Source organism: Alicyclobacillus fastidiosus (genome assembly GCF_026651875.1).
GTDB classification, from domain to species: domain Bacteria; phylum Bacillota; class Bacilli; order Alicyclobacillales; family Alicyclobacillaceae; genus Alicyclobacillus; species Alicyclobacillus fastidiosus.
Window position 1 is genome coordinate 2,544,738 of record NZ_CP104067.1, and the last position, 12,782, is coordinate 2,557,519.

The 12,782-nt window shown below is 43.9% G+C and carries 12 protein-coding genes and 2 pseudogenes; 6 read left to right on the forward strand and 8 right to left on the reverse strand.

What is annotated here, in order from left to right:
- Window positions 1–6: 6 nt before the first annotated feature.
- The 3 genes from phnL to NZD89_RS12595 are packed head-to-tail and all read left to right on the forward strand — an operon-like array spanning window position 7 to window position 3,148.
- Entirely contained in the window at window positions 7–717 is a 711-nt protein-coding gene (gene phnL, locus NZD89_RS12585) for a phosphonate C-P lyase system protein PhnL (protein ID WP_268008035.1), read from the forward strand.
- Window positions 717–1,940, forward strand: coding sequence for an alpha-D-ribose 1-methylphosphonate 5-triphosphate diphosphatase (locus NZD89_RS12590; protein WP_268008482.1), 1,224 nt, complete (start codon window positions 717–719; stop codon window positions 1,938–1,940). The genes phnL and NZD89_RS12590 overlap by 1 nt, the downstream gene beginning before the upstream one ends.
- On the forward strand, window positions 1,937–3,148 hold the full coding sequence (locus NZD89_RS12595) for an alpha-D-ribose 1-methylphosphonate 5-triphosphate diphosphatase (protein ID WP_268008036.1): 1,212 nt from the start codon (window positions 1,937–1,939) through the stop codon (window positions 3,146–3,148). The genes NZD89_RS12590 and NZD89_RS12595 overlap by 4 nt, the downstream gene beginning before the upstream one ends.
- A gap of 568 nt (window positions 3,149–3,716) precedes the next feature.
- Here the strand turns inward: NZD89_RS12595 and NZD89_RS12600 are convergent.
- From NZD89_RS12600 to NZD89_RS12620, 5 genes are all read right to left on the reverse strand, one after another.
- Window positions 3,717–4,790: a DUF4037 domain-containing protein gene (locus tag NZD89_RS12600; RefSeq protein ID WP_268008037.1), complete on the reverse strand. Its 1,074-nt coding sequence runs from the start codon at window positions 4,788–4,790 to the stop codon at window positions 3,717–3,719.
- A gap of 13 nt (window positions 4,791–4,803) precedes the next feature.
- Entirely contained in the window at window positions 4,804–5,433 is a 630-nt protein-coding gene (locus NZD89_RS12605; protein ID WP_268008038.1) for a YesL family protein, read from the reverse strand.
- Between the two features lie 41 nt (window positions 5,434–5,474).
- Complete coding sequence (locus tag NZD89_RS12610) at window positions 5,475–6,767, reverse strand: ABC transporter substrate-binding protein (protein ID WP_268008039.1); 1,293 nt, start codon at window positions 6,765–6,767, stop codon at window positions 5,475–5,477.
- A 46-nt stretch (window positions 6,768–6,813) separates the two neighbouring features.
- Window positions 6,814–7,659, reverse strand: a complete 846-nt coding sequence (locus tag NZD89_RS12615; protein WP_268008040.1) for a carbohydrate ABC transporter permease — start codon at window positions 7,657–7,659, stop codon at window positions 6,814–6,816.
- An 81-nt stretch (window positions 7,660–7,740) separates the two neighbouring features.
- On the reverse strand, window positions 7,741–8,670 hold the full coding sequence (locus tag NZD89_RS12620; RefSeq protein ID WP_268008041.1) for a carbohydrate ABC transporter permease: 930 nt from the start codon (window positions 8,668–8,670) through the stop codon (window positions 7,741–7,743).
- A 368-nt stretch (window positions 8,671–9,038) separates the two neighbouring features.
- Here NZD89_RS12620 and NZD89_RS12625 point away from each other — a divergent pair.
- From NZD89_RS12625 to NZD89_RS30100, 3 genes and pseudogenes are all read left to right on the forward strand, one after another.
- Window positions 9,039–10,036 (forward strand): annotated as a pseudogene (locus tag NZD89_RS12625) (Gfo/Idh/MocA family protein).
- 14 nt (window positions 10,037–10,050) lie between these two features.
- The gene (locus NZD89_RS12630) at window positions 10,051–10,980 is read left to right on the forward strand and encodes an aldo/keto reductase (protein WP_268008042.1); all 930 of its coding nucleotides are present in this window, start codon (window positions 10,051–10,053) and stop codon (window positions 10,978–10,980) included.
- A gap of 155 nt (window positions 10,981–11,135) precedes the next feature.
- A pseudogene (locus NZD89_RS30100) lies at window positions 11,136–11,282 on the forward strand (transposase); the annotation flags it as partial.
- Window positions 11,283–11,313: 31 nt separating this feature from the next.
- On the opposite strand, the gene NZD89_RS12640 reads toward NZD89_RS30100, so the two are convergent.
- The 3 genes from NZD89_RS12640 to NZD89_RS12650 are packed head-to-tail and all read right to left on the reverse strand — an operon-like array spanning window position 11,314 to window position 12,750.
- Entirely contained in the window at window positions 11,314–11,694 is a 381-nt protein-coding gene (locus NZD89_RS12640) for a VOC family protein (protein ID WP_268008043.1), read from the reverse strand.
- A gap of 23 nt (window positions 11,695–11,717) precedes the next feature.
- Window positions 11,718–12,536 (reverse strand): type 2 isopentenyl-diphosphate Delta-isomerase, encoded by an 819-nt coding sequence (fni, locus tag NZD89_RS12645; RefSeq protein ID WP_268008044.1) that lies wholly within the window; start codon window positions 12,534–12,536, stop codon window positions 11,718–11,720.
- A complete protein-coding gene (locus NZD89_RS12650; protein WP_268008045.1) occupies window positions 12,475–12,750 on the reverse strand; it encodes a hypothetical protein in 276 nt (91 codons plus the stop codon). Before NZD89_RS12650 ends, fni begins: the two co-directional genes overlap by 62 nt.
- Between the last annotated feature and the right edge of the window lie 32 nt (window positions 12,751–12,782).

The window sequence follows — 12,782 nt, forward strand, 5'->3', positions numbered from 1 at the left end:
TGAATTATGAGCAAAGTCTTGGAAGTAACGGATTTACAAAAGTCATTTACCCTTCACGAATTCAACGGCAAACGAATCCTTGGATGTGAAAGTGTGAGCTTCTCTGTTCATCCTGGTGAGTTTGTTGGGATCACGGGCAAGAGTGGCTCAGGAAAATCGACTATGCTCAAGTGCCTGTATCGCACCTACCTCCCGACTTCAGGGGAAATATGGTTTGCATCCGAGCTGTTTGGCCGGATTAACTTAGCTTCCACAACGGAACGACAAATCTCGACTATACGGCGGAGAGAGATAGGATACGTTTCACAGTTTTTGAACGTGTTGCCAAGGGTGACTGCACAGGACGTTGTCGCTAATTCGCTTGTCGAAACTGGAATCGACGAAGAGACATCACATCAAAGGGCAGCTTCTATCTTGTCACATTTTCAAATTTCTAAGAATTTATGGGACGCTTATCCACAAAATTTCAGTGGCGGAGAGAAACTGCGATTGAACCTAGCGAAAGAAATGGTAAAACAACCGCGTCTACTTCTGCTTGACGAACCGACTGCGTCCCTAGACAACGCATCAAAGGAGTTGGTGAAAGAAATTCTGAACGAATTAAAACAGTCCGGTACGAGTATGGTTGGTATTTTTCATGACCTTGATTTTATGGAGCAGACAGTCGACACGCATTACAAGATGAATCAGGGTGTGCTGGGTGGTGTGACAGTTTGATGATTGGTGGCGTGGAGCGGTGGGCGGTTAGAAACGTGAATGTGGTGACTCCGAGCGAAGTTGTTCGAGGTGGGTACGTCGTGATTCGTGGCGGGATCATTGAACACGTGGGAACCACACCGGGACGAGCAGAGGAGATGCTACCGTCCGTTGATGGTCAGGGATGCTGGCTGTTGCCAGGCTTTATCGATCTGCACAACGACGCCATCGAGAAGGAAATTGAACCGAGACCGAAGGCATTCATTCCTGTGGAAATCGCGTTCCTTGCACTCGAACATCGCCTAGTCAGCCATGGTGTTACATCTATTTATCACTCACTGTCGTTTGCGAGCAATGAGTTTGGTATTCGTTCTCTAGATCGCGTCGAAGCCATTGTTCGTGAACTTCGGTCGTTAGGTAGTACAGGGCGTATCCGACACATGGTACATGGTCGTTACGAGATCACAGACGAAAGAGCCTGCGATGTGTTAGCACCGCTGATTGATGAAGGATACGTTCATCTGTTATCGCTTATGGATCATACGCCAGGGCAAGGACAGTTTCGGCAATTGGAGGACTACGCCAACTTCATGAGTGCAACCTACCAACGGGACTATGAAGAAATTGCAAAGTTCGTCCAGGTAAAACAGGCCACGCGAGAAGTGGCCGCGGTGGAATACATGAATCGCTTGACCCGCAAGGCGAAGGATGCTGGTATTTCAATCGCTTCCCATGACGACGATACAGTACGCAAAGTACAAGTGATGAATGAACGAGGAGTTACATTGAGTGAGTTTCCAGTGACTATGGAGGCCGCTCGTGCGGCAACTGAGTGCGGAATGGGCGTTATGGTAGGGGCGCCAAACGTTGTTCGCGGAGGATCCACGTCGAACAATCTGAAAGCTACGGACGCCATACTGGCTCATTCTGCGCAGATTCTGTGCTCTGATTACATGCCGTCGTCCATTCTGCATGCCGTGTTTACATTACATTTCAAACATGGCATGCGTCTCAATGAGGCAGTGAACTTGGCCTCACTCAATCCAGCACGAGTACTAGGGCTAGAATTGACATCTGGATCGATCACTCCCGGTAAAATCGCGGACTTTAGCTTAGTTCGCCTTCGCCAGAGAACACCAATTGTGGAACGTGCGTTCGTAAATGGAAGCCAGGTACTACATGTCGGGGGCAGTGAACACCCGAGATCGATCAGTTTAACCCAGCAAGGAGTGGCACACATATGACAACAACGTGGATTACCGGAGGAACAGTCGTATTAGAAAATCAGACGGTGTCGGCTGATCTTGAGATTGTTGACGGGATACTCAGGAGTATCCATTTCGATGGCAGACCTGAGAATGAAGCTGGATCTGACGCGACATACATCGATGCAACTGGGCTGTACGTTCTCCCTGGAATGATTGATTTGCACACGGATGCCATCGAAAAAGAAGTCCAACCACGTCCTGGTGCCGAGTTCCCACTGGATGTTGCATTTCGTGAACTCGAGCGACGGATGGTGAGTAATGGGATCACGATGGCTTATCATTCCCTGTCCATGAGTGGTGGTAAGGGAATCCGTGGAAACCGTTTGATTGAGAAGGTTATTCGGAGGCTCTGTGACCTTCGCGAAACACGCACAATGATGCGCCATAGGGTACATTTGCGTTATGAGTTGTCAAATGAAGCTGGGCGTCCACTAGCCGAAGCATTGATTCGCGAAGGCATGGTCCATCTATTGTCCTATATGGATCATTCACCAGGTCAAGGGCAGTTTAAGAACACAGGTAACTATGCTAACTATTTGCTAAAAACATATGGAGCGGAAGGCATACTGGCTCAGTCGAAGGTACAAGAAATGGAGCGCTTACGAGCACAGAGGACATGGGGCGAACTTGCACCACTTACCAAGCACGCAATTGATGCTAATATTCGAATCGCTTCACACGACGATGACTCGTTGGAAAAAGTCGATATGATGCAAGACTTAGGTGTCACCATCAGCGAGTTTCCGATTAACCTTCACACCGCACATTATGCAAAGTCAAGACAACTGTACGTTTCGGTCGGCGCACCCAATGTTGTGAGGGGCGGATCTCATAGTCAGAACCTGAACGCTCGTGAGGCCATTCAAAGTGGTGCTGCAAATATAGTCTGTTCCGATTATCACCCATCTTCTATGCTGACCGCTGTTTTTCAGCTGATGCAGGAGGGTATGAGTCTGTCAGAGGCGGTAAAACTGGTTTCTATTCACCCTGCACGGGCTGTAGGTATAGATTCGCAATATGGCTCTATTCAAGTTGGGAAACGAGCCGATCTTATTCTGGTGGAACGAATTGAAGGCCAACCCGTGGTTAGAAACACCATGATTGATGGACGAGTTGTGTATGAAACTCACTACGATTTGCTGAACGTTGAGGTGCATCAGACAATGAGTGTCGGGAACACATGAACCGACGAGACGCTTCATCTGTGAACAAGTACGACCTTAGTTCTCCATACCATCTTATTAGGTCCATCTGATCTGAACTGGTCAAGAATCTCACATGATCGCTCTACAGAGTAGACTTAAAATTGACATTGCTAAAGGACTTTAGATGGCGAGAACTGAGTACTTAAGCGCACTGATCTATGCATGACTATTCAGTGATTGAAAACAAATCACTGGTGTCGGTATGCTAATGCGCTTACATCCTTAAAAAGCCGTTGAACTCTAACCTAAGACGATAATTGATAGCTTAAAAAAGCAGGACAAGACTGAAACCAATTAAGTCTTGTCCTGCTTTTTTGTTGATACTTGGACTCCTCTTTGTTCATGCTCAACGTATATAGAAACACCTTAGGACTTATGACCTATCCTGTTGTCCTTTTTCCAAGGATTCAAGATTTTTAAAAAAGTTGATTTCAAAAATTTATTTTCCGTAAACGGTGTATTCTTCAATGATAAAATGGACGCAGATTTAGCCACGAGAGATTGCTCGTTTCGCGTGACGCGTGATCCGACGATGGAGTATCATTACTTATTCTGATAAGGAATTTTCCAGGTGATGTTGATACAACTGGTTAAAATGATGCGGCCAAGATGTGAAATTAATCAGTACATCATCTGCATGTGTGAGCTGATCAATCGATCCGACTGTTTGTAGCCGTCGAATCTTCTCGTCTTTGATTGAATGTATACATGCATTCGCAAAATCACCAGCATTCAGTACGCGATATGGGCGTACCGCATTGTTGATCCCTACCTGGAAGTTATCTACCATTGGAGTAACAACACGTGTCAACTCCAGAGAATTATGTCTTTCAGCCATCAACAGGAGGGCACTGTTAATTTCATTTTCCCTCGTTTCTTGATCGCCGGATTGCAAAATTGCATCGAGTTTCGGTGCCAGAATCGGAGCAATGTTGAGTTTGGAAAATGCCGTGCCGAACCACTTGAGATAAGGCCAGTATCGTCGTTCCTGGAGAAAACTCAGTTCCATAATTAGGTGAACAAGGCGAAAAGAGATCAGAGAAGATCCTCTTACATCCGACGCCTCCGCGGTGCGCCCGATAAAATGTTGAATATTTCCAATTAAATGCCACTGGGACGCCATCATCCATAACCAAACGTCAATAGGGTACCAAGAAAGTTGATTTCTCATTTCTTGCAGTTCACCAATATCATCCCGAAAGACAGCGCCTGATATAAATTGCAATAAATGCTGTTGTGGCATAGCAAGCCATTTGGCAGGTGTGAGTTCCGATACATGGCTGAACCGAAGTTGGGACATTAGCCAATTATCGAGAGTAGTGATTTCAACATGATGTTTAACTCTTTCATCTTGCCATGAATAGAACTGTACCGGATAGCCTTTATATTCCTTAGGTAAACCACGTTCAACAGCGTTTGATATCGTGTCTATTTCTGTAGAATGAACAAAAATCTGCATACGTGGCCCGAAAGCATGATCCATGGAACGGGGTTGGTCATAACCCAGTACTTCCGAACCTTCCCCCAACAATGCAGCCGCATGTGGCGAATCGATTAAGTTTTGAACAATGTCAAAGTAAAAACCTCGAGCGAGTTCTATCCCTGAAATATAGGAAACCATGTGTCACACCTCTCTACGAGCGGAGTTCATAAATTTTACCGAAGTTTGGATTTTTATAGTACGTAATGAGAATTACAACAAAGGCAATGATAGACACAAAGAAAATCGATACAAGACCACCTATAGTCACAGTAGCAATAATCAATATCATAATGGCTCCTAACAGTGATAGAGAGCGAAGCGGACTGGTTATACACAATACAAAGGAATATCTGATACCTGCTAAGGGGCCAAGATTAAAATGGGCAAGTATTGGAAACATGAGCGAGAACATGATTACGTAAATACCAGACACGATAGTGAGCCAGCCAATAGCTATAGATGTTACGGCGTTGTGATGCATGACAAGAAAATGCATATTTAACGCAAGGACTGCACCTATGACGGTCATGGAGTACCCCGCAATGTTAGACGTTAGGAAATCCCTCTTGTATGCCGAACAGAACTCTTTAAACAAGGCGATGTCAGGATCGAGTAGAATCCACTTTCTCATGACGCAAAACATTGCAGCGCTGGCGGGGAATATTCCCACCACACCAACGCCAACGATGACGAACATCCACCACAAGATTGTTACGTATGCTAGTCGATATACCCATGTGAAGAGCCCATTAAGGTGTTGGAAGAAGGCACTTGATGTCATAGTTCATTCCCCTCTTATTCCTACGTCCGTCTTTTCTAGCCTTAAGCGAGTTCTCGGGCCAACTGCTGGTTTGCTTGGTGGACCGCATTGTTCCAAGCCGATTTAGGATTCTCATTACTCAACGCAACCAAAGATAGAGCTTGTGAAAAAATTGTATCCACCGTGCTGTCATAGGGGCTGTCGAAACCCACCTTGATGTCCTTTGCAGACGCTGATAGGTATGTGTTGATGTCCTCTCCACCAAAATATGCAGACGGCTGATTCATAATAGGTGATTTATAGGAGCTTGGTGTCGACGGATATAATCCGAGAGACGGATAGGTTTCGGTCTGATTCTTAGGATTCATTAGCCACAGGGCGATTTGTGCTGCTAACTCAGGATGTTTGGAATCCTTGGTAACCCCTAAGAACGAGCCACCCTGATCTGATGGACCGCCAGGAGCTGCCGCAATTTTCCATACGCCTTGTCGAGTATCCGATTGTTCTAGTTGAGGTACCATCCAACTTGCACCAATAAACGAGGCAAAGCCATCATGTGCTGCGGCGGCACTCCATGCTGTAGTCCATTGCGAAACATTTTCAACAAGCCCATCTTGGTGAATTTCTACAGCAAGGTTCCATGCGTTTTTGACGACCGGGTTGGTGGCATAAATAGGCTTCATCATCGAGTTAAAGTAATATTGATTTCCTTGGTCCAATGCTGCCTCGTAGACTGTATAAACATTATCAAACATCGGAACATTGATTTTTTCTTTCATTTGTTTGGCAGCAGCAAGGTAGTCGGACCACGTCTTTAATTTTGCCGATACCTGAGCAGGACTCGTGGGCAAGCCTGCTTCCTTAAATAATTTGGTATTGTAGTATAGGACAGTCGGTCCTGTATCAATAGGAATTCCGACTTGATACTTATGATCGGGTGTTGAAGCGAGATTCCATTTCCATGGTAAGTAAAGTTTCTCAGCAGCACGGACTTCTGGGTATTGTAATAGATTAACAAATTGGTCGTGATCTTGTACCATAGTCGCAACGAAATTATCAGAGTTAATCGCAGTGATGTCTGGAGCATCGTCTGCATACATAGCAGAGATAAGCTTCTCTTCAAAGTTTCCGCCTATTTCTTCAGCCTTAAGTTCTACATTGGGGAATTGTTTACTGACTGCGTTCAACTCCTGCGGACTTAATGAATCAGACCAGTACCACAGTGTGATCACAGTTTTTTTGCCACTGGAAGTGCTCGAGGATTGACCGCACCCGGTGACGGCAAAGCTTAGTCCCAACATGGAGGCAATAAAAGCAAGACGTAGCTGTTTTAATGACAAGTGCAACCTACGCATTTAAACCCCTCCAATCTCTAATAATTGCTTTTTCATGGAATTCAAATCAACTCTTAATTGCACCGATAGTTACTGCACCCATCAGTTTTCGACTAAATATAAAGAACAAGATAATCAGAGGAATGGTTGCAAATAATGTCCCCACCATGACCATGCCATAATTTTTAAAATAAATTCCATTTAGTGTAGACAACATTACTTGCAGCGTGTATCTGTTTGGGTCGTTGAGGATGACCAGTGGCCACATGTAATCGTTCCAGGCAGCCATAAAGTTGAAGATACCCAAAGCTGCCAAAGCGGGCCGCAGTGTTGGTAGTGCTACATGATAATAGAGTCGGAAATTTCCACAACCGTCTATGCGTCCGGCGTGCAACAAATCATCGGGAAGAGACGATTCGCATGACTGCCTTATCCAAAAAATACCGAATGCACTTGCTGCGCTTGGGACGATCAGTGCGGTTAGTGTATTTACCCAATGAAGTGATTTCATAACAACGAATAAGGGGACCATATTCAGCTGTGCGGGAATCATCATTGTACCTAACATGATTAGGAACAGTACTTTCTTTCCTGGGAAGTTAAACTTGGCAAATGAGAACCCTGCCAATGAACAGAAGAAGAGACTCAATCCAGTAGATAACACAGCGACGTATAGGCTATTCCACATCGATTTAAGAAATGGGATTGCTAAAAACAGCTGATGAGCGTTGCTCAGAAATTGATTACCAAATGTTAGATGTGGTGGATACGCGAAGATGGAGGAGGTGTCGCGTGTCGCTGATACAATCAACCAATAAAATGGGAAAATGGAAAATATGAGCCATATAGCTAAGCACACGTAGAGAAACAGTTTCGCTATCGAGGCTCTCTTACTATCATTAACCCGTAGCATTCTCTACCACTCCTTAAAACTGTGTTTGGAATAATAACTTGTAAAAAACATTTACTAACCAAAAATAGTTAATAACAATTATTACTGCTTGGCTATTTTATTTATTACGAGTGAGTTTAGTAGAGAGAATGCGAGAATAATAATAAATAGTGCCCAGCCAATGGCGGAGCCGTATCCGAACAAATGATTCGTAAAAGCTTGGTTATAAAGATATAGAACCATGGTATTACCGCCAAGACCTGGCCCACCTGTTCCATTCGTAAGAATCTGTGGTTCGGTGAAAATTTGCATTCCACCGATGGTAGACATGATCACAGTGAAGAAAATGATAGGGCGAAGTAGTGGAATTGTAATCCGGAAGAATATCTGTACAGTGGATGCACCGTCAATACGTGCTGCTTCGTAGAGGTCCGTCGGAATGGCTTGCAGCCCAGCTAAATAAATTATCGCGTTATACCCTGTCCAACGCCAAATAACCAGTATAGCAATAGCCAATTGCAACCATCCGTTTACATCGAGCCAATCGATAGCGTGCATACCAAACTTTCCTAATATAAAGTTGAATATTCCGAATTTTGTATTGAAAAATACACTAAACAATACTGCTTCTGCGACGATGGATGTAATATTCGGGAGAAAAAATGTAAATCTCCAAAATCCCTTCAGTCGAACAAATGCACTGTTTAAAAAGAAGGCGATAACCAATGCAAAGAACAGCATTGGAATGGTCGATTCCAACCAGATAATGAATGTATTTTTTACTGAATCCCAAAACTCAGTATCTGTTAGTAGAAGTTGAAAATTTTTAAAGCCGATGAATCTCATTGGAGATAGACCGTCCCATGCGTGAAATGACAAGTACAGAGAAAAGATGATGGGAAATAAGCCAAAGACAAAGAACAGAATAAAAAATGGTGAAATAAAAAGGTAAATTGATCTGTGTTTCTTGATTTGATTCCAAGTATCCGCTCTCTTTGATCCCACTTCCGACTTAAGAGATACAATCGACATAGACTTTCGCCTCCTTATATCACACGCTATGATCAGTGTTTAATATGTGTGAATATACTTTTTTAATTGGAAACCGAGGATCCTCTACACTTTATGTAATCGCTCTCAAATAGATGTCATCCATGTAGCTACTTTTTTTACTTTTGGTGTACACTTCTTTCAAGGAACCATTTACAATATAATCGGTAATTTCGCAAGTATATTTGTACTGCCAGGAAGCTGTCTGCTGTAAAATGATCATCTCATAATGTTTTTATTTTCGCAATAATGTATTAATGTACTACTCAGCGAAATAGCAGTTAGATATTTGGTCAGAAGTTTAATTACCAATTTACAGACACACATTTATGAAGACTGGACTGATTAGCATGAGTGATAGAAAGCTTCGTTGGGGCGTCCTAGGTTGCGCAAGAATTGCGACTCAAGCTGTGATCCCCGGCATTCAAGAGTCTGAAACAGGTGAGGTTGTCGCCATCGCTAGTCGCGATTCATCCAAGGCGAAAGAGACGGCGGCCAAGCTGGGTATACCGATTGTTTACGATAGTTATGATGCCCTTTTGGCGTCCAACGACGTGGACGCCGTTTATATTCCGCTACCCAATCATTTGCATAAAGATTGGGCAATAATGACTGCCGAGGCTGGAAAACACGTATTGTGCGAAAAGCCCATTGCACTTAATGCTCATGAAGCAAAGGAGATGGTTGACGCCTGTGAGCGAGCACAGGTGAAACTAGCTGAGGCATTCATGTATAGGCATCACCCACGATATGAGCGAATGAAAACAATCATTGACTCTGGAGAAATTGGAGATATACGTGGTATACACGGGACATTCACATTCAATAATGCCCAAGACACTAATAATGTACGTTACAAACGATTTATGGGTGGAGGAGGACTGTATGATGTAGGGTGTTATCCTATCAGTGCCGCTCGCTTAATCTTAGGTAGGGAACCAGAAGCTGCCACCGTTCAAGCGTTTCATTCTCCTGAGCACGATAACGTCGATATGATGGCATCAGGTCTGATTGAGTTTCCAGGGGCTGTGGGTTTGACATTTGACTGCGGGATGTGGGCTGATTTTCGAAACACATTGGAGATTTTGGGAACGGATGGACGAATTGTAGTACCGAATGCTTTTGTTGGTGATCCAAACTTTTTGTATTTGCAAATGGTGAACGTCGAGAAGAGGCGTTTGCTACATTTAATCAATATGCATTGCAAGCGGATAACTTCGGTCGGAGTATTTTATTTGACGAGCCACTACGGTTTGATTCGGTAGATGCGATACACAATATGCGAGTACTTGACGCTTGCTTAAGGTCAGCACAGGAACGCACTCGAATTTCAATTGTACCTTGCTGAAAGGAGAACTGATCATGAAATCAATTCAGATTCAAGGGGCAAAAAAACCGGTCTCACAATTGATTATGGGCTCTGACTATTTTCATCCAGACAAGATGGATACCGTAAGTGAGATTCTCGATTCTTATCTAGAAATTGGTGGAAATACGATAGATACGGCTTATATTTACGTCGGCGGCAACAGTGAGAAGGCTATAGGTCTCTGGTTACAATCTCGTAACAACCGAGAAAAAATGAACATTTTGACCAAGGGGGCCCACCACAATGCTCAAGGCCCTCGAGTAAATAGAGAAGCAATTTATGAAGAACTGATGATTAGCTTGGAACGTCTTCAGACAGAATATGTAGATCTTTACGCGCTCCATCGAGATGACCCATCAGTTGAAGTAGGCAGAATTTTGGAAGCCCTCAATGAACACGTGGATGCAGGGAGGATTCACGCATTTGGTGCTTCAAATTGGACGTGGAAACGTTTGGAAGATGCTGATAAATATGCTAGTACACATGGACTTAGGGGATTTTCCTTCAGTAGCCCAAACCTTAGTTTAGCAAAAGCTATAGAACCGTACTGGGCAGGTTGCGTGTCGGCGGACCGGGAAACCATTGACTGGCATGAACGTACTGGACTACCAGTGCTCTCATGGTCGTCCCAAGCACGCGGTTTCTTTACGGGAAGGTATTCACCGGAAGATCGAAGCAACAGCGATTTGGTACGCGTTTTCTATAATGATGACAATTGGGAACGTTATCGAAGAGCAACAGTGCTTGCTCAGAAAAAGCAAGTCACGACCATTCAAATTGCACTTGCTTACGTTTTGAATCAGTCATTCCCAACCTGCGCAATCATTGGGCCCCAGAATCAAGATGAGATGATATCGTGCCAACAGGGCGCAGATATATCTCTCAATACAGACGAAATTGCATGGCTAGATTTACAAATATAAGTGTATAACAATGTAGAAGTGGCCTTTGGTATTCGTGAATTGAACCCCTAAGTGAGGACAAAAAACACCTAGATTGCCTGTCGTTGATAATAAATTAGCGACAGGTAATATAATGCCTTTTTCTTTGGTTGTTCCAATGCGGGATTGCACTGAAGAAGATAGATGCTCTCGCCATGGAAATTGAAGAATATAAGATTATCCAATCTATCCCTGGTATTGGCGGAAAAATCGCGGCAACGATTATTTCCGAACACGGAGAGATAGATCGGTTTAGCTGGGTTAGTTCAATAGTGCGCCTAGCTAAGCTAGGTACAACTTGGGGAAAGAAACCTATCACGAGGTACAAGCTAATGGCGTCCAAATACGCCACACGTGACCTTCCGGGTCTAAAAATCCGGAAATTAGAAAATGTTCACCTTCGTGTACACGTATAGGTTCGGTTTCGATTCCCTGAGCCGATAGCGCCGCTATTGTTGTTTCAAGGTTTTCAACCTGTACAACTATGTGAACTGAATGATTGGGCTCTGCACATATAGAACTGTCCGTACACTGGTACAATGCACATCCCGTGTCCGAACCAGGGATTGTAAATAAACACCATTTTCTCACATTATCCATATAGGAAACTTGAAGCCCCAACGTTTCTCGGTAGAACGGAATGGCACTTTCAAGGTTTTTGACCGGTAATTCGACAAATGTAAAGCCTTTTATCATACAAACTTCACCTCACGGGTGTATTAATATATCGAAATCAGGCGTTCTTTTCGCAGACATTCAATATTGTTACTTCCTGTGCAAAACATAGTGATACGCAATTGCTGTTCAAATACACGTATAACCTTTTCGACCTCTTGCGCTGATTCAATTGCGGCCTTCAGAAAATGTGAGGCCATGCCAGCGATTGTAGCTCCAAGGACTAAACACTTTGCAGCGTCAATCCCATTGCGTATACCTCCACTTGCTACAATTGGGATATTTGGAACACTATTATGTGCGTGTATGAGTGCATCCACGGTTGGAATTCCCCAGTTGGAAAACGCAGAGGCTATCGCAGACTGTTCGGGTTTACTACGGTGACGTTCAACCTCACTCCATGATGTCCCTCCAGCACCAGCAACATCTACTGCAGCAACACCAGCTTGATAAAGAGACTTTACTACCTCGGCGGATAGTCCCCAACCAACCTCTTTGACCATAACTGGCACCGAAAGTGTGGCGCAGACTTCAGAGACCCGATCGATTAATTTTTCAAAATGTGTATTTCCTTCAGGTTGTACTGCTTCTTGAAGGGGATTGAGATGTAGGATCAGCCCATCTGCTTCCATTAATTCCACCAGTTCCGCACATTGTTTTGCCGTACATCCATAATTTAATTGGACTGCACCCAAATTGGCAAATAATAATACGTCTGGTGCTTCTTTGCGTACATAAAATGTCTTTACGGTTGCTGGATTACTAAGGGCAACTCTACCCGAGCCAAGCGCTAAAGCGATATCAAAGTTTTGTGCCGCGATTGCAAGATGTCGATTGATCTGTTCTCCTTGAATCGTTCCCACCTGTCATAGAAGAAATCAAGAGTGGCAACCGAAGTACATGCCCCAAAAATTTCACCTTGGTATCGACATCTTCTAGATTCATATTGGGCAATGCATTGTGATCGAAACGGTATCTGTCTAAGCCTGAAGTAATACCTTTACTCGAAACGTCATATTCCAAGTTAATTTGAATATGATCATTTTTTCGTTTTTCAATCTGGTTAGAGTCCTCCACGTGTCGTCCCTCCGTCCCTCTATAATATAAAG